The organism is Phytohabitans kaempferiae, assembly GCF_042433955.1.
Taxonomy (GTDB): domain Bacteria; phylum Actinomycetota; class Actinomycetes; order Mycobacteriales; family Micromonosporaceae; genus Phytohabitans; species Phytohabitans kaempferiae.
The window spans coordinates 18747-36558 of sequence record NZ_JBHLUH010000030.1; the positions used below are offsets into that span (position 1 = coordinate 18747).

General features: G+C 70.0%; 15 protein-coding genes. 14 read left to right on the forward strand and 1 reads right to left on the reverse strand.

From position 1 onward, the window contains the following. The first annotated feature begins 68 nt into the window (after positions 1–68). From ACFFIA_RS16805 to ACFFIA_RS16865, 13 genes are all read left to right on the forward strand, one after another. Positions 69–1184 (forward strand): mandelate racemase/muconate lactonizing enzyme family protein, encoded by a 1116-nt coding sequence (locus ACFFIA_RS16805; RefSeq protein ID WP_377251939.1) that lies wholly within the window; start codon positions 69–71, stop codon positions 1182–1184. Positions 1185–1241: 57 nt separating this feature from the next. Continuing rightward, positions 1242–2357, forward strand: coding sequence for a LacI family DNA-binding transcriptional regulator (locus tag ACFFIA_RS16810; protein WP_377251941.1), 1116 nt, complete (start codon positions 1242–1244; stop codon positions 2355–2357). 139 nt (positions 2358–2496) lie between these two features. After that, positions 2497–3252, forward strand: coding sequence for an SDR family NAD(P)-dependent oxidoreductase (locus ACFFIA_RS16815; protein WP_377251943.1), 756 nt, complete (start codon positions 2497–2499; stop codon positions 3250–3252). Positions 3253–3441: 189 nt separating this feature from the next. Continuing rightward, entirely contained in the window at positions 3442–5040 is a 1599-nt protein-coding gene (locus tag ACFFIA_RS16820) for an apiosidase-like domain-containing protein (protein WP_377251945.1), read from the forward strand. Between the two features lie 11 nt (positions 5041–5051). Further along, entirely contained in the window at positions 5052–5372 is a 321-nt protein-coding gene (locus ACFFIA_RS16825; RefSeq protein ID WP_377251947.1) for an L-rhamnose mutarotase, read from the forward strand. Between the two features lie 23 nt (positions 5373–5395). Then, complete coding sequence (locus tag ACFFIA_RS16830; RefSeq protein WP_377251949.1) at positions 5396–6697, forward strand: ABC transporter substrate-binding protein; 1302 nt, start codon at positions 5396–5398, stop codon at positions 6695–6697. A gap of 19 nt (positions 6698–6716) precedes the next feature. Beyond that, positions 6717–8081 carry a sulfatase family protein gene (locus ACFFIA_RS16835; RefSeq protein ID WP_377251951.1) on the forward strand — a complete coding sequence of 455 codons (1365 nt, stop codon included), beginning with the start codon at positions 6717–6719 and terminating at the stop codon, positions 8079–8081. Between the two features lie 2 nt (positions 8082–8083). Continuing rightward, positions 8084–9037 (forward strand): carbohydrate ABC transporter permease, encoded by a 954-nt coding sequence (locus tag ACFFIA_RS16840; protein WP_377251953.1) that lies wholly within the window; start codon positions 8084–8086, stop codon positions 9035–9037. Further along, positions 9034–9864, forward strand: coding sequence for a carbohydrate ABC transporter permease (locus tag ACFFIA_RS16845; RefSeq protein ID WP_377251955.1), 831 nt, complete (start codon positions 9034–9036; stop codon positions 9862–9864). The genes ACFFIA_RS16840 and ACFFIA_RS16845 overlap by 4 nt, the downstream gene beginning before the upstream one ends. Beyond that, positions 9861–10628: an SDR family NAD(P)-dependent oxidoreductase gene (locus ACFFIA_RS16850; RefSeq protein ID WP_377251957.1), complete on the forward strand. Its 768-nt coding sequence runs from the start codon at positions 9861–9863 to the stop codon at positions 10626–10628. The genes ACFFIA_RS16845 and ACFFIA_RS16850 overlap by 4 nt, the downstream gene beginning before the upstream one ends. Positions 10629–10853: 225 nt before the next feature. Next, positions 10854–12767, forward strand: a complete 1914-nt coding sequence (locus tag ACFFIA_RS16855; RefSeq protein WP_377251959.1) for a right-handed parallel beta-helix repeat-containing protein — start codon at positions 10854–10856, stop codon at positions 12765–12767. Beyond that, positions 12757–13848 (forward strand): hypothetical protein, encoded by a 1092-nt coding sequence (locus ACFFIA_RS16860; RefSeq protein ID WP_377251961.1) that lies wholly within the window; start codon positions 12757–12759, stop codon positions 13846–13848. The genes ACFFIA_RS16855 and ACFFIA_RS16860 overlap by 11 nt, the downstream gene beginning before the upstream one ends. Beyond that, positions 13836–15545: a hypothetical protein gene (locus ACFFIA_RS16865; RefSeq protein ID WP_377251963.1), complete on the forward strand. Its 1710-nt coding sequence runs from the start codon at positions 13836–13838 to the stop codon at positions 15543–15545. The genes ACFFIA_RS16860 and ACFFIA_RS16865 overlap by 13 nt, the downstream gene beginning before the upstream one ends. A 52-nt stretch (positions 15546–15597) precedes the next feature. Here the strand turns inward: ACFFIA_RS16865 and ACFFIA_RS16870 are convergent, their stop codons facing one another. Continuing rightward, on the reverse strand, positions 15598–15810 hold the full coding sequence (locus tag ACFFIA_RS16870) for a helix-turn-helix domain-containing protein (RefSeq protein ID WP_377251965.1): 213 nt from the start codon (positions 15808–15810) through the stop codon (positions 15598–15600). A 425-nt stretch (positions 15811–16235) separates the two neighbouring features. Between ACFFIA_RS16870 and ACFFIA_RS16875 the strand changes: the two genes are divergently transcribed. Beyond that, complete coding sequence (locus ACFFIA_RS16875; RefSeq protein ID WP_377251967.1) at positions 16236–17750, forward strand: non-reducing end alpha-L-arabinofuranosidase family hydrolase; 1515 nt, start codon at positions 16236–16238, stop codon at positions 17748–17750. Positions 17751–17812 lie beyond the last annotated feature (62 nt).

Genomic DNA, 17812 nt, shown 5'->3' on the forward strand with positions numbered 1-17812 from the left:
ACCCACGAAGCACGTTACCGGTACCGTTTCCAGGAACGATACCCAACGTGCTGCCCCAGGAGAAGTGCATGCCGACGATCGAGGCGATCGAGACGATCCCGTTGCGGATTCCGTTGCGCCATCACTACAAGGGCAGCTACTACTCGATGCGCAACCGGTGCACGATCATCACTCGCGTCCGTACGTCGGACGGCGTGGTGGGCGAGGCGTACAACGCCGACACCGACGAGGAGCAGCATGAGGTCCTCGGCATCATCCGCGACGAGATCGCCCCGCGCGTCGTCGGCCTCGACGTCCTCCAGGTGGAGCGGGTCTGGCACGCCATGCTGCCGGTCACGCTCGACCAGTTGCGCGACCGCGCGATCCCGATGCAGGCGATCGCGTGCGTCGACAGCGCCGTGTGGGACGCCGTCGGCAAGTACGCGAAGCAGCCGCTGTGGCGGTTGTGGGGTGGCTACCGCGACCGCATTCCGATGATCGGCATCGGTGGCTACTACGGTTCCAGCGCCGCCGACCTGGAGAAGGAGCTGGCCTTCTTCAAGGAAGAGCACGGCATGGTCGGCATGAAGTTCAAGATCGGCGCGAAGCCACCGCGGGAGGACGCCGACCGCCTGCGCGCGGCGCGGAAGATCGTCGGCGACGACTTCATCTTCGTGGTCGACGCCAACCAGGGCTACACGGTCCCCGAGGCGCTGGAGTTCCTCCGCCTGCTCGGCGACGAGGTGCCGCTGCGCTGGTTCGAGGAGCCGACCCGGTGGCACGCCGACTGGCGCGGGCTGCGTGACGTACGCACTCGCGGCAACGTCAACGTGGCGGCCGGCCAGAGCGAGACATCCCGGGTGGGGATGCGGGAGATGTTCGTCAACGGCGCGATCGACGTCTGCAACTACGACGCGTCCTGGGGCGGTGGGCCCACGGAATGGCGGCGGGTCGCGGCGCTGGCGCTGGCCTTCGAGGTCGACCTCGGCCACCACGAGGAGGGGCACATCGCCGCGCACCTGCTGGCGTCGGTGCCCAACGGCACGTTCGTCGAGGCGTTCTCGCCGACCCGTGACCCGATCTTCTGGAGCCTGATCGCCAACCGGCCCGCGCTGGTCGGCGGTGAGCTGCCTCTGCCGCAGGCGCCGGGCCTCGGTTGGGAGCTGGACGAGGATTTCATCCGCCACCACCGGACCGACGGCTGAGTCGCTCAGGGATACTCCAGTGGTTGTGCGCGAGATGCAGTGATGTGGAGGTCGTCGATGGCAAGGTCCGATTCGGAAGGTTCCGGAGCGACCATCCGCGACGTCGCAGTCCAGGCCGGTGTCGCCCTGTCGAGCGTGTCCCGGGTGCTCTCCGGCCACCCCGACGTCTCGCCCGCGATGCGGGCCAAGGTGGAGGCGGCGGTCGCCGAGCTCGGCTACGAGCCCGACCTGCTGGCGCAGTCGCTGCGCAGCGGGTCGACCAAGACCATAGGCTTCGTGCTGCGTGACATCTCCAACCCGCTGTTCGCCAACATCGCCCGGGCGGCGGAGCAGGAGCTGCGCCGTTCCGGGTTCTCCATGCTGATCACAAGCTCCGACGGCCACCTCGACGTCGAGGCCCGCAACCTCGCGCTGCTGCGCCGGCGGCGGGTGGACGGCGTCATCGTCTCGCTCGTGTCGGAGGAGGCGGAGAGCACCCGGGCCGCGCTCGCCGCCCTGCAAGGGCCGGTGGTGCTGCTCGACCGAGAGGTCAGCGGGCTCAACGCGGCCGCGGTGCACTGCGACCACTACTCCGGTGTGCTCCGCGCCACCGGCGAGTTGCTGGCCCGTGGCCACCGGCGCATCGGGCTGGTCACCGGTTCGCTCGCCGTGCGGTCGTCGCGGGAGCGCCTGCGTGGCTACGAGGCGGCCTTCGCCGCCGCCGGTGTCCCGGTCGACCGCAGCCTGGTCTCGCTGCGGAGCTTCGAGGCCGACTACGCCAAGGCCGAGGTCATCCGCATGTTCTCCCGGCGCTCGGAGCCGACCGCGCTGATCACCGGTGGCATCGCCTCGGCGAGTGGTGCCCTGCAGGCCCTGCGCCAGCTGCGGCGGGCGGTCGGCTCCGACGTCGCGCTGGTGACCCTCGACGAGTGGCCGATGTTCGACGTGCTGGCGCCCGACCTCGCCTCGGTCTCCCGGGATTCGGGGGAGATGGGTACGGCCGCGGCGCGGCTCATGCTCGACATGCTCGACGGTGCCGAGCCGCGCACGGTGGTCATCGACACGCATTTCACGCCGCGTGACAGCGTCGGTTCGGTCCGCAAAAGCTCGTCGGCACCGCGCAAGGCGGCACCGCGCAAGGCGGCACCGCGCAAGGCGACCGGCGCCGGGAAATCTGTCCGGACCGACGCCTGATGCCGCGCGGCGCCCCCGGCTGGTTCGAGCCGGGATCTCGGCCGTTTCAAGGGGTCTCGGCTGTCTGAGGGGGGTCTCGGCTGTCTGAGGGGGGTCTCGGCTGTGTAAGGGGGATCTCGCTGTCTAAGGGGATGAGAAGATGACCGAGTCGCTCGCCGGTTCCGCGGTCGTCGTCACCGGCGCCATCGGGGGCATCGGCGCCGCCGTGGCGCGGATGCTCGCCGCCGAGGGCGTCGCCGTGTACGCGGTCGACCTCGATTCCGAGCGGTTGGCCGGGCTCGTCAACGAGTTGCCCGGTGGCGGACACCGGGCCCTCGCCGCCGACCTGCGCGACCTGGGCTCGTACGAGGGGATTCTGGACGCCGTCCGGGCCGACGGCCGTCCCCTGGCCGGGCTCGCCCACCTGGCCGCCGTGCTTCGCCGCCGGCACCGCCTCGAAGACATCACCGAGGAAGACTGGGACCTGCAGGTCGACACCAACCTCAAGGCGACGTTCTTTCTCAACCGGGCGGTGGGCCTGTTCCTCGCCCGTCAAGGCGCCGGCGGGGCGATCGTCAACCTGGCCTCGCAGGGCTGGTGGACCGGCGGGCTGGGCGGGTCGGTGGTCTACAACGCGGCCAAGGGCGGCATGGTGACGATGTCCCGTGGGCTCGCCAGGACGCTCGCGGCCGACCGGGTGCGGGTCAACACGGTGGCGCCCGGCTTCGTGGACACGGCGATGATGCGCGGTGGCATGACCGAGGAGCAGCTCGCGGCGGCGGTCGCGATGGTGCCGTTGGGCCGCCTCGCCACGCCGGAGGAGGTCGCGGACGCGGTCGTCTACCTGCTGCGCCCGGGTGCCCGGTACGTGACGGGGGCGACGCTCAACGTCTCCGGTGGCCAGCTGATGTACTGACCCGCCTGGCGGGCTGCCGGCGGGGTCGCGATAACGATACTGGAAACGTTGCCGGAACCGTTGACAAACGATTCCAGCCGGCGATAGCGTCCCGCTAACACGCCGGAAACATCAACTTCTCAGGTGCACCGTACGCCCTCGTCAGCCGGCCGTTCGGCCCACGCGATCGACGTACGCCAAGGAGGCAACGTGGACTGGTTCGCCCTCGGTGTCGTCGAGGCGGTCGGCGAAGGCGTGGACGCCGCCGGCGACCCCGGCACGTGCTCGGTCACCGGGCCGGACGGGGCCGCGGTCGAGGTGCCCGCCTTCGTGGGCGCCGACGGCCGCGTGCGGGCGCGGGTGCGCAACTCCGGCGCGGGCCACTACCGGTTCGCGTTCGACGGCGGTGCGCCGGTCGGCGTCGACGCGCCCGCCGTCCCGTCCGGCCCGCGGCAGCCGACCGTGCGCCCCGGCGAGCGGGTGCTGCGCGACGAGGCCACCGGCGAGCCCTTCCCGTGGCTGGCCGACACGTGGTGGTTCGCGTTCAGCGACCGGGCCGACGACGCCGGCTTCGCCGAGTTGGCCGACCTGCGCCGGCGCCAGGGATACACGGTCGTCCAGCTCGTCGCCGGTCTCTACCCGGAGACCACCGGGTTCTCCGCCCAGTCGGCCACCGGCGGCGTGTGGTCCTGGACGCCGGGCTACGGGCACCCTGATCCCCGCTGGTGGGACGCGGCCGACGCCCGCCTCGGCACGCTGGTCGCCGCGGGGCTCACCCCGGCCGTCGTGGGCGCCTGGAGCTATTACCTCCTGGACCTCGGCGACGAGCGGATGCGGCGGCACTGGCGCGAGGTGGTCGCCCGCTGGAGCGCCCTGCCGGTGGTCTGGTGCGTCGCCGGCGAGGTCGGCCTGCCGCACTACAGCGACCTGTTCGCCGACGACATCGCCGACCGGGTCGACGACCTGCTCGGCCGCTGGGCCGCGATCGGCGCCGGCGTGCGCGAGCTCGACCCGTACCGGCGCCCGCTGACCTACCACCCCTGCCCCGCCTTCGAACACCTCACCACGCTCGACGCCATGGGAGGCCGGGCCGTCGCCGACTTCGTCTGGATGCAGACCGGCCACGCCGACCGGAGTTCGGTGGTGCCGTCGCTGCGGGCGCTCGCCCGCGCCCGGGCCGCTCGACCTCCGCTACCCGTGATCAACTCGGAGGTCTGCTACGAGGGCATCGCGGCCGGCTCCTCGGCCGCCCTCCAGCGGATGCTCTTCTGGTCGCACCTGCTCAGCGGCGCGGCCGGCCACACCTACGGCGCGCAGGGCCTGTGGGCCTTCGCCGAGGGCAAGCCGGAGGACCCCGGCTACGTGTGGGGAGCGGTCGACTGGCGGACCGCGGCGGGGCTGCCCGGTGCGGCGCAGACCGGCGTCGGTGGCCGCCTGCTCGACGGCCTGTCCTGGTGGGAACACCGGCCCTGGCAGAGCGGCGTCGAGCCGGCCGCCGGCGAGGACCGACCGTTTCTGCCCTACTGCGCCGGCTCCGCCGACGAGCGGGTCGTGTACGTGCCGGCCAACAGCTTCCGCGAGCCGACGATCGGGATCTCCCTGGACCTTCAGCGGCTGCTGCTGCGGGAGCTGGCGGCCGGGCGGTGGACGGTCGACGTGGTCGACCCCCGCACCGGGGAGACCTGGACGCGTCATCTGGCCACTGTGGACGACGGCGGCGAGTGGGAGCTGCCCCCGGCCCACTTCGCCTCCGCACTCCCAACGTTCGAGGACTGGCTGTTGATCTGCCGCCGCGAAGACGCCCGCTAGAGGAGGCACCGATGGAACGCGTCGCATTCCTGCTCCACGTCCGGCCGGACGCCGTCGACGAGTACCGGCGCCGCCACGCCGAGGTCTGGCCCGAGATGCGCGCCGCCCTGCGCGCCGCCGGCTGGCACAACTACAGCCTCTTCCTGCGTCCCGACGGACTCGCCGTCGGATACCTCGAATCGCCGGACTTCGCCGCGGCCCTGCGGCGCATGGAAAGCCACGACGTCAACGAGCGGTGGCAGGCCGAGATGGCGCCGTTGGTCACGCGGCTGCCGGAACGACGGGTCGACGAGTCGCTCGAACGCCTACCGGAGATCTTCCACCTGGACTGACCGACCCCTGTAAGGAGACCGTTATGAGACGAGCCTTCCGCGCCCTCGCCGGCGCGGCTCTGCTCGCCGTCGCCCTGGCGGCCACGGCGTGCAGCACCACCGACAGCCCGGGAGAGCAGAGCGACGGCAAGACGACGCTCACCATCTGGGTGCCGTCCCTGATCCAGGGGGCCGCGAAGGAGTTTCCGAGCCGGTTCGCCCAGACCGATCCCGACGTCTCGGTTAACGTCGTGGTGATCCCGAACCCGTTCGAGAACAACGTCCTCACCAAGTGGGCGGCCGGCGAGCGCCCGGACATCCTCTACTTCCACGGCATCGGCAACTTCCTGGCCCAGCTCAACCCGGCCAAGAACCTCGTCGACCTCTCCGACCGGCCCTTCGTCGGTGCCACGCTCGACGGCCTGCTGGACAACTCCACCGAGTTCGACGGCAAGATCTACGGTGCGCTCGTCGACTTCCCGGGCGTGGACGGCGTGTTGTACAACAAGCCCGTCTTCGACCGCCTCGGCCTGACGGCTCCGAACAACTTCGACGATCTGCTCAAGCTCTGCGACACGATCCGGGCCAAGGACCCGAAGGTGGCGCCGATCGAGCTGGCCGGCGGCGACAAGTGGCCACTGCAGATCCTGGCCTTCCAGCTGTTCACCGACGGCCTCAAGGCCAACCCCGGGCTCATCGACGACGTGAACAGCAACAAGGCCACGTTCAACGACCCGGTCTTCGTCGCCGGCTACCAGGGGCTCAAGACCGCCTACGAGCGCAAGTGCTTCAACGACGACATCAAGACGGCCAGCTTCGAGAACTCGCAGAAGCGCATGATCAGCGGGGAGGCGGCGATGACGCCGACCATCTCCGTGCAGACGTCCATCTTCGTCGACGCGTTCGGCGCCGAGGAGGTCGACAAGAACCTGGGCTTCTTCCCGATCGCGAAGGACTCCAACACCGCCGCCTGGCAGACGACCGGTCAGGCGATCTACGTGCCGCAGACCAACGAGCCGGCCCGGATCGAGAAGGCCAAGGCGTTCGTCGACTGGATCACCAGCGCCCAGGTCGCGCAGGAGTACGTCGACTCCACCAAGCAGTACCCGGTCTTCGAGGGAGTCAACGCGCCGACCGGCATCCCGCTGCCGTTGCAGGAGGCGTACACCGCCTTCCAGGCGGGCGCGATCCCGCAGTACCAGCAGAACCTCAAGGCCGCGTACGGCGAGTTCGCCGACTACCTGGGCGAGATGCTCTTCGCCGGCCAGTCGCCGCAGTGGGTCGGCGAGCAGATGCAGACGACGTTCGCCCGTAACGCCAAGGCGCAGGGGCTTGCCGGCTTCTAGCCGGCCGAGAGGGGTGGAGATGGGTCCGAACGTGCTTGTCGTCGTCACCGACCAGCTCCGGTACGACTGCCTGGGTCACACGTCGACGCTGCCCGTCTCCACCCCAAACCTCGACCGGCTCGCCGCGCAGGGCGCCCGCTTCACCCACGCGTTCACGCACATCCCGCTCTGCTGTCCGGCGCGGCAGTCGTTCCTGACCGGGCGCCGGCCGGAAACCTTCGGCGGCCTGTGGAACTACGACATCGGGCTGCCGGTCGCCGCGCTCCCGCCGACCGAGCCCACCTGGCCGGCCGCCCTGGCCGACCGGGGCTACGACTCCGCGTACCTCGGCAAGTGGCACGTCCACCCCTCCGAGGACCCGACGGCGTACGGCTACCGCGAGTACGTCTCGCTCGACGAGTACGAGCAGGTCCGTGCCGCCGCCGGCCTCCCGGGCAGCCTGGACTGCCCGTGGGAGGGCGCGGTCGACCCGGCGCCGCTGCCGCTGGCCCGCACGCACTGGTTCGCCGAACGCGCCGCGTCGTGGCTGCGCGACCGCGCCGGCCCGGGACCGTGGCACCTGCGGCTGGACCTGGTCGAGCCGCATCTGCCGTGTACGCCGACCCGGGAGTTCGCCGACCGCTACACAGGTGTGGAGATCCCGCCGTGGGGCAACTTCGGCGACACCTTCGACGGCAAGCCGTACGTGCAACGGCAGCAGCTACTCAACTGGGACGTCGCCGACTGGCCGTGGGACCGGTGGCGCGAGGTCGTCCGGCACTACCTCGCGGTGATCAGCCAGCTGGACGCCGCGGTGGGGATCCTCCTGGCCGCGCTGCGTGCGACCGGCGCCGAAGACGACACGCTCGTCGTGTTCACCACCGACCACGGCGACCTGACCGGCGCGCACGGCATGATGGACAAGCACCACGTCATGTACGAAGAGGTGCTCCGGGTCCCGCTGATCCTGCGCTGGCCGGGGCGGATCGCACCGGGCACCGTCGTCGACGGGTTCGCCTACAACCTGCTCGACCTGGTGCCGACGATCTGCGCCGCGGCTGGTGTGCCGCCGCCGCCCGGATCCGTCGGCCGCGACCTCCTCGCGGGGGAGCTGGCGCGCGAACACGTGGTCGCCACCTACAACGGCCAGCAGTTCGGGCTGCACACGCAACGGATGCTGCGCGACCGGCGCTGGAAGTACGTGTGGAACGCCACCGACGTGGACGAGCTGTACGACCTCGACGCCGATCCTCACGAGCTGACCAACCTGGCCCGCGACCCGGTACACGCCGAGACGGTCGCCCGGCTCCGGAAGGCTCTGTTCGACACGCTCACCGAGGAGGGCGACACGCAGATGGCGAACGACTGGGTGCGTGCCCAGCTCCTCCACGGAAGAAAGTGGTGACGATGTCGCAGATCACGCAGCCCGCGGTGACGGTGCGGGAACCCCCGCTCCGGAAGCGGCCGCCGGTACGGCGCAAGGGGCGCGAGCCGCGCGTGGTGCGCTCGGTGCCGCTCGCGTTCGCCTGGCCGGCGGTCGTCGCGGTCTCCGTCTTCTACGCGCTGCCGATCCTGGTCGGCTTCGTGCTCTCGTTCACCAACTGGAGCAGCTACCGCGACGAGCGCGAGTTCATCGGCCTCGACAACTTCCGCGACCTGGTGAGCAGCGGTACGCTCACGTCCACAGTGGAGGTCACCCTCAAGTTCGCGGTGTGCTTCACGGTGGTGGCCAACGTCGCGGCCCTCGGCCTGGCACTCCTGCTGGAGAAGGCGAGCCGGATCAACTCGTTCTTCCGCACCGCGCTCTTCGTACCGGTGCTGATCTCGCCCCTGGCGGCCGGCTACCTCTTCAAGGCGATATTCCAGGCGGACGGCTCGCTCAACCAGGCGCTCGGGCTGATCGTGGGCGGCGACGTGCGGGTGGAGTGGTTGGGGAGCACCACCTGGACGGTGTTCGTGGTCGCGCTCGTCCAGGTCTGGAAGTCGTTCGGCATCTACATGCTCGTCTACATCGCCGGCCTCAACGCGATTCCGCGGGAGCTGATCCAGGCGGCCCGCGTCGACGGGGCGTCCACCTGGCAGGTGGTCCGCCGGGTGAAGGTACCGCTGCTCGCCCCCGCCTTCACGTTCAACCTCGCGCTCGCCCTCATCGGCTCGCTACAGACCTTCGAGCTGGCGCTGTCGATGACGCAGGGCGGCCCGGGGGCGTCGACGAAGGTGCTCAACATCGCGGTCTGGCAGAACTTCGGCATCGGTGTGTTCGGCTACGCGAGCGCGATCAGCATGGTGCTCTTCATGGTTGTCGCGTTGCTCGCGCTGCCGCTCATCACCGTGCTCCGCCGGCGAGAGGTGGACCTGTGAGAACGCGTACCCTTGAGGTCGCCCGGGTGGGCTTCCTGTCGATCTTCACGCTCGTGGTCGTCGTCGCGCCCTTCTGGCTGCTGCTCGTCAACTCGGCCAAGCCGCTCGGCGAGGCCAACGAGCTCGGCTTCGGGCTGCCCCGGCGGTGGAACCTCGTGGAAAACTACCGGGCGGTCTTCGAGCAGGGCCACATCGTCGCCGCGACGGTGAACACGCTGCTGATCGTCGTTCCGTCGATCGTGCTGATCTGTCTGCTCGCCTCCGCGGCGGCGTGGGTCTTCGGCCGGCGTACGTCCCGCGTGGTCAACGCCCTCTACCTGTTCAGCATCTCCAGCGTGCTGTTGCCGCCGATCATCATCACCACGATCTACGTGCTCCAGCGGATCGGCCTCTACGGCGGCTACGCCGGCGCCATCCTGTTCTACGTCGGCGCGTTCAGCGGCCTCGCCATCTTCCTCATCACCGGCTTCGTACGGACGGTGCCGAGCGAACTGGAGGAGGCGGCGCGGATCGACGGCGCCGGGCCGTTCCGGACGTACTGGTCGGTGGTCCTGCCGCTGCTGCGCCCGGTCATCTTCACCTGCTCGGTGTTCCTGTTCCTGGTGATCTGGAACGACATGCTCTACCAGTTCTTCCTGCTGGGCGGCCGAGGGCGGGACACGCTGAGCCTGGGCCTCTACAACTTCGCCCAGGTGCGCCAGTACCAGATGGCGTGGAACCTCGTCTTCGCCGACGTGCTGCTGGTGAGCCTGCCGCCGCTGATCCTGTTCTTCCTGGCGCAGCGGCGCATCCTCTCCGGGCTGACCTCGGGCGCGATCAACCGGTGACCGCGGTCGTCACCGGCGCCTCCGGCACGATCGGCGGTGCCATCGCCCAGGCGCTGGCCGGCGCCGGCCATCCGGTCGTGGCGGTGGGCCGCGACGTGCGGCGGCTCGCGGCGCTCCGCGACCGGGTCGAGGCGGACGGCGGTGCCTGCGCCACCGTGGTGGCCGACGTCACCGAGCCCGGCGAGTGGGCCGCCGGCCTCGCCGACCGGATCGCGGGGGAGAGCCGCCTCGTGCTGGTCAACGCCGCCGGGGTGCACGGAGCGCTCGGACCGGTCGCCGAGACGCCGGCGGGGGAGTGGACCCGCGTGTTCGGCACCAACCTGTTCGCCGCCGTCGCGGCCGTGCGGGCGCTCGTGCCGCGCATGGTCGCCGCCGGGTGGGGGCGCGTCGTGAACGTCTCGTCGGCCGCCGGTGTCGCGCCGGCGGGGCCCTTCAACGCCCCGTACGCGACGAGCAAGGCCGCCCTCAACCGGTTCACCGCGCACCTCGCCGCGGAGGTCGCCGGCACGGGCGTGACCGCGCACGCCATCCACCCGGGCGACGTGGTGTCCGGCATGCACGGCGAGATCGCGCGGATGGCGGCCGCGGAGCCGCGCCTGGCCGGCTACCGGGCGTGGGCGGAGGCCACCGACGCCGGCGGCACCGATCCGGAGGCCGCCGGACGGCTGGTCCTGCGGCTGCTGGACGACGCGTACGCCGAGGGCCACAACGGGTGGTTCCTCTGGCCGGATGGCGACCCGCGGCAGCCGTTCCGTCTCACCTGAGGAGGCCGGCCGCCGAGCCGGACGGTGGCGGATGACCAGCCGAAGTCCCGCATGGCGCGCCACGCTGGTAAGAAACGTTTCCTGCCACAACCCCGGCGGCCGGCTCGCGATGGTTGCTCCACCGTGGAAGCTCCTTGGTGTGCAAGCATCTTCGAGCATTGACAGAGATCCGTTCTGGTGGAATCGTTACCAGCAATGCGCCCCTCCATCCCCGAGGAGTGAAGCATGGCTGGTTCTCCATCCCTTTCCCGTCGCGGCTTCGTAGGCCGCGCGTCCGCCGCGGCCGCGCTCGGCGTGGTCGGTGCGTCCGCCGCCGGCACGGACGCCTCGGCGTCGCCGGCCCGCCGGCCCGGCGACGGGCGGCAGTTCGTCGACGTGACGACCGTCGACGGCGCGGTCGTCCGCAAGCCGCTCGTGCGCTCGGACCGGTGGGACGCGCGCGTCGCCGCCGAAAACAGCAAGCGCATCCGGGCGATCCTCACCTCACCCTCCCTGGGCCCGCGCGCGGTGATCTACTTCCCCGCCGGGCAGTACTACTTCGACGGCGCGGCGGGCGACTGGGACGCCACGATCCGCACGACCCATCCCATGACGACGATCCAGGGCGACGGCATGTACGCCACCGTCCTGCGCCAGCACAGCCGCACCGTGGAGGCGACCGTCAAGGTGGTGCACGACGAGTGCGCCATCGTCGACCTCGGCATCGCGTCGACCGACCGCAGCGACCGCTTCGAGCCGGCCTGGTCGGACCGGCGGCACCGGTCGGCGATCCACATCGCCGCCGGCGACGAACGGTGGTACATGGACCCGCGCGTGGAACGGGTCTCGGTCAACAGCGAGGGCAACAACATCGTCGTCGCCAACTACTACCGCCCGTTCGAGAACGCGATCCAGGTGACCGGCCCCTGGCTCAACGTCTACGTCCACACGGCGTGGCTGCGCGACATCAAGAACGGCATCAACGTGGTGCAGGGCGCCCGGATCGCCGGCCCCGCCAAGTTCATCGACGTCAACTGCTACGCCACACCGCCCACCGACTCGAAGCTGTGGACCCGGTTCTTCACCAGCGAGACCCATTTGATGGAGCAGGTGGAGCTGATCCACTGCACGTTCATCGGGTCCCAGTTCATCTACCTCAACGGCGACCCGGCCGCGCCCGGTGGTTCGTACACGCCGGTCTACAACATGGTCATCGACCACAACTACATCAACTGCGCCTGGGTGGGCTCGCCGCCCGGCGACTACACGTACTCGGGCATCTACCTGCGGCTCCCACCGGCGGCCGACGGTGCCAACCACAGCCGGGACATCCGGTTCACCAACAACTCCTGCACCGGCGGGCTGCCCGACCGGCCGGCCTTCTTCTATGTCGACGGCGTCGTGCGCGGCGTCACGTTCGCCGACAACGACGTCTCCTCCGGCGGGATGGACAAGTGTGTCTACATCAGAGGCAGCCAGGCGTTCGGCGACGAGGAGGTGGCGGTCCGGGACGTGAAGATCGTCGACAACTACTTCCGCAACTACGCCACCCCGATCACCGTCGGGGGCGACGCCGGTGACCCGTCCCGGCCCAGCGGCGACGACGACCGTTTTTTCACCGACCGCGTGATAGTCAGCGGCAACCAGACGCAGAACGAGCCGGCGGTCGAACGGATCGGGCGTACCACCTGCTCGCTCTTCCGGTGCCGCAAGGCGTCCGTCACCGGCAACTCCTTTGTGGATACCGCGCTCACCGCGATCTCCGTGACCGAGAGCGCGGGCGTCGTCGTCGCCAACAACACGGTGGCGGGCCTCGGCGACAACGGCGGCTACGGCGTCCTGGTGCGGCGCTGCGAGGACGCCACCGTCGTGGGCAACACGGCGACGCGGTTCAAGTTCGGCATCCGGGCCGAGGGCGGCAACGGGGTGTCGGTCGCGGACAACACCGTCTCCGGCGCGCTGGCGGCGGGCCTGTCGCTCGCGGCGGTCACCGACGCGGGCGTGACCGGCAACATCGTGCGCGGCGGCGCTGGCGGCCTGACCACCGAGGCGCTCACCCGCGCGACGATCGTCGGCAACACGTTCGACGAGCCGCAGCCCGCACCGGCCGGCACCGGCCTGATCGTGCGGGCGAACAACGGAGTGGCCGATGTCCCGTAGCGGGTGGCGGCGGGTCGGTGCGGCGCTGTGCGCGGTGGCCGTACTGCTGGCCCTGGCTGCCGCGCCCGCCGCCGCGGCGAACGACATCTACGTCCTGCCTCCGACCAAGAAGCTCGACTCCTGTGCGAGCACGAGCGCGCCGTGGTGCCCGACCGGTTCGCCGAACGGCTACGACTACGGTTACGCGCCGTCGATCGTCTACGACGGCAGCCAGTACTACACGCTCTACTGCAGCTCGCCGGACAGCACCTCGCCGGGGTACCCGTACGACACCATCCGCTTCTCGGCGTCCGCCGACGGCAACACCTGGATCGCACCTTCGGTGAAGCTGAGGGTGACCGACACCCGGGACACGGCCACGGTGAAGTACGAGGGTGCGGCCTGCGACCCTTCGGTGGTGCGGTACGACGCAGGTGACGGCGCGGGCCCGATGTACTACATGTTCTACACGGGCGTCGACACCGCCAACGGCTACAACGACGTCATCTTCGTGGCCCGGTCGAGCACGTACGGCGGCACGTACGCCAAGTGGACCGGCTCGGGCTGGTCGACGTCGAGCACGGCGCAGCCGGCCGCCGTGATCCTGCCGAAAGCACAGCGACCGGCCGGCTTCCTCGGCGCCGCACAGTCCAGTGTGGTCGTCATCGACGGCGTGCTCCTGATGTGGTACACCGACGACACCGCCACGTCGACACCGACCCGCCGCATCTACTACACGGCCTCGGCAGACCCGACGGTCTGGCCCGCCTCGACCATGACTGACGTGATGGGCGACTCGGTCGACGTCAAGTACGACCCGAGCCGCGGCCAGTTCGTCATGTACCAGATTCGCGACCCGCACACCGACCACGCCTCGCTGGTGCGGTACTTCTCCGACCTGGGCGACGGCCTCGACTGGGACGAGCAGATCGTGTGCGGTACGACCTGCTTCCCGCCGTACACCCACAACATCGGCGTCAGTGGTGACGTGATCGGGTGGGTCAACGACGACAAGACCCTGTTGATGTTCGGGATCCCCTACGACGGTGCGACCACCGACGACTGGGGGCATTGGGACATGTACGGCACATGGATGATCTGACACCGGAGCACGCCATGCCTCGCTTCACGCCCGTCATCGCCGTCGTCGGCAACCCGACCCGGCCGCCCGCCTTCACCGAGGAGCACCTGCACGCGTTGCGGGCCAAGGGTTTCGACACGGTCCAGCTGAACATCGCGTGGCTGAGCCGCCCGCACGACGAGCCGCTCAACCTCCGTGACGTGGTGCGGGACGAAGGGGAAGCGGAGCCGCCCCGGGTGGCGGAGCGCCGGGCGGAACTCGCCCGGCGCTCCGCGCTGGCCCGCCGGCTCGGGTTCCGGACGATGTTCCACATCGGATCGCCGTTCATGTGGCGCGACCCCGCTACGGGCGAGGTGCGCACGCCCGAAGGCCCGGACGACACCTACTACTCCGACCTGGAAGGCGAGGCGAGCCGCCGGTTCGACGTCGCCGACCCGCGGGTCGCGGGCCACGAGCTGCACCTGCTGGCGCGGCTGCGGGCGGCCTGCCCGGACATCGACGACCTGCTGGTCTACACCTACGACCAGGACGCCTGGCAGGCGTCCGAGTTCGGGCCCAGCCCGTTCTCCCGAGGGGTACCGCTGCACGAACGCCTTCCCGCCTACCTGGCGCGGCTCACCGACGTGTGGACGCGCGACCGGCCCGGCAGCACGCTGTGGTGGGAGCCGTGGGAGCTCTCCGCCGGGCAGGTGCTCGCCTGCGTCCCACACCTTCCCGCCACGTCGTTCGGGCTCTGCCTGCACAGCAACATCGCCGAGGTGCAGATCGCACGGCCGGTCGACACCTGGCTACGCAACACCGCCCGCGCGGCGGCCCGGCGCGGCATCCCCATCGTCGCGGAGGCGTTTCTCGGCGCCAACAACGAGGAGATCGAGCCGTGCGCGCTATCCACCGTACGCCTCGTCGACGAGCAGCTCCGCGCACTGTCCGGAGTCGAGGGTGTCACCGGAGTGAAGGAGTACTTCGGCGTCGACGCCCAGACAACCGACCTCAACCTCGACCTGGCCGCGGCACGGCTCGCCGACCCGGACGCGCCTTTCGCCGCCCTGCTCGCCGGCGTGCTCGACCGCAACGGGCTCCCGGCGGAGGTGACAGCGGTGCTCGACCGGCTGGACGAGGCCGTACAGCTCATCCCGTGGGACACGAGCTGGTTTCTGCGCAAGCTGGGGACCGGCACGCCCGACCACGGCTGGCACGCCGCCATCATCCGCGGCCGGGTCTGCACGACACCCTCCTGGGAGTCGAGCCGGCGCGGGCACTTCATGAAGACCGACGACGACTCGCCGCACGTGTACCTGCTCGAAGACGTCCAGCTCCGCTGTGCGCTCGCCGCCGACGCGTTCGCCGAGTCGGTCGCGCTGCTCGACCATCTGCCGGCCGGCGGCGGACCGGCTGTCGAGCGCTTCGCGACGCAGACCCGCGACGCGGCCGAGCGCCTGGGCCGCATCGTGCGCGGCTTCGCACTGCACCTGCGCGAGACGCTCGTCGTGCGGACGCTGCGCGGCGACCGGGACAGCGGGCGCCCGCTCACTCCCCGGTTGTGCGCCGAGTTGATCGACCTCCTACGTGCGGACGTGGCCAACACGTCTGGCGCGCCCGAGCCGGTTGCCGCGCTCCATCTGGCGGAGACGGACCTCGACGCGTTCCTCGACACGTATCTGCTGCCGGCGTCCGAGTCGCGGAGGGAACTCGGGCTGCACGCGTTCACCACGGCCTGACATCGAAGCCCGCGTTTCGGTGCGTCCGGCGGCGGCGACTGCGACGGACGCGTCAGATCTTGAGCTCCACCGCCGTGGCACCTGCCTGCGTGAGCTGGAGGCCGCGTGGCACCCGGCGAAAGAGTGGCACGCCGAGACGTCGCTCGAGCCCACCGATCTGACGGGAGACCGCCGGCTGGGTCATCGACAGCGCATCGCCGGCCGCGGAGAAGGAACCTCGATCCGCGACCTCCACCAGGACCCGCAGCGTCCAGTGGTCAAGCATGCGCCGAGACTATGCCGCTCCCAAGGGCTCCGGCAAAGATCGTGAGTGGCGGTGACGCGCATGCGCCCGTCCCGCCGCCGAGGGAACCTGGTGCCGGATCGGTTTAGCTTGATCGGTCGCCGAGCCCTGGCGAGGCAGCGTGCCGGGCGGTACTTCTTCCGAAACATTCCCGTAACGTCTTGACGACGGTCACTGTTATCGTTCACAGTCCATGAGGTGGGTGCGTTCGATCGCACCGCCGGCTGGCTATCCGCGGCCGAACAGCCCTACGTATTCCTGCCCCGATCTGTCGCCAGCGAGCCTGTTAACGCTAACAAGCAGTGATGTCGATGCCCAACCGCTGTCGCGGCGCGGGTGTCGTCGGCGTCCGAGCCGATACGGCGCGCTTCAGGTCGGCGGTCCCGATGATCGAAAGGAGAGATGCTATGCCGGTTGGGTCTACGCGCACCGCGAGGTGGCGTCGTGGATGGCGGTCGGGGGTGGCTGCCGCGGCCGCCGCGGTGGTCGTGGGCGGCGCGATGGTCACGGTGGCCGCGACCTCGGCGTCGGCGGCCACGGTGGACACCACCGCCTGGTACGTGCTGGTGAACCGGAACAGTGGCAAGGCGTTGGACGTGTACAACCTGGCCACCAACGACGGTGCGCGGATCACGCAGTGGACGCGTAACGACGGTGCGTGGCAGCAGTGGCAGTTCGTCGACTCCGGCGGCGGCTACTACCGGCTCAAGTCTCGCCACTCGGGCAAGGTGCTCGACGTCTACAACTGGTCGACGGCCGACGGTGCCGCGATCGTGCAGTGGTCCGACACCAATGGCGCCAACCAGCAGTTCCGGCTCGCGGACTCGGACGGCGGTTACGTGCGGCTGATCAGCCGCCACAGCAACAAGGCTGTCGAGGTGCAGGGAGCCGCGACCAACGACGGCGGGAATGTCGTGCAGTATTCGGACTGGGGCGGCGCCAACCAGCAGTGGCAACTGGTCCGCCTCGGCGGGACGACGCCGACGAATCCCACGACGCCGCCCCCGACCGGCACCTGCGACCTTCCGTCGAGCTACCGCTGGACATCGACGGGTTCGCTGGCGAACCCGAGGTCGGGTTGGGTTTCGCTGAAGGACTTCACGCACGCGCCCTACAACGGCAGGCAGTTGGTCTACGCGACGACGCACGACACGGGGACGTCGTGGGGTTCGATGAACTTCGGCCTGTTTACGAACTGGTCGGAGATGGGTTCGGCCAGTCAGAACCAGATGCCGTTCTCGGCGGTGGCGCCGTCACTGTTCTACTTCGCTCCGCGCAACATTTGGGTGCTGGCCTATCAGTGGGGTGGCCCGGCGTTCTCGTACCGGACCTCGACCGACCCGACGAACGTGAACTCGTGGTCGGCGCATCAGACGCTGTTCACCGGGAGCATCTCCAATTCCGGCACCGGACCGATCGACCAGGCGCTCATCGGTGACAGCACGAACATGTACCTGTTCTTCGCCGGGGACAACGGCCGGATCTACCGGGCCAGCATGCCGATCGGGAACTTCCCCGGCAGCTTCGGCTCCAACTACACGACGATCATGACCGACTCGACGAACAACCTCTTCGAGGCGGTCCAGGTCTACAAGCTTCAGGGCCAGACCAGGTACCTGATGATCGTGGAGGCGATCGGCTCGCAGGGCCGCTACTTCCGCTCGTTCACCGCCACCAGCCTCGGCGGTTCGTGGACGCCGCAGGCCGCGACCGAGAGCAATCCCTTCGCCGGCAAGGCCAACAGTGGTGCGACCTGGACCAACGACATCAGCCACGGCGAGCTGATCCGCAGCAACGCCGACCAGACCATGACCGTCGATCCCTGCAATCTGCGGTTGCTCTACCAGGGACGTGCCCCCAACTCCGGCGGCGACTACGGCCTCCTGCCATACCGACCCGGCCTACTGACACTGCAACGCTAGAGGTGTCACGGATCAGCAACCGGGCGGGACGGGATCGGGTGGGCTCGGCGCGAGGTCGAGCC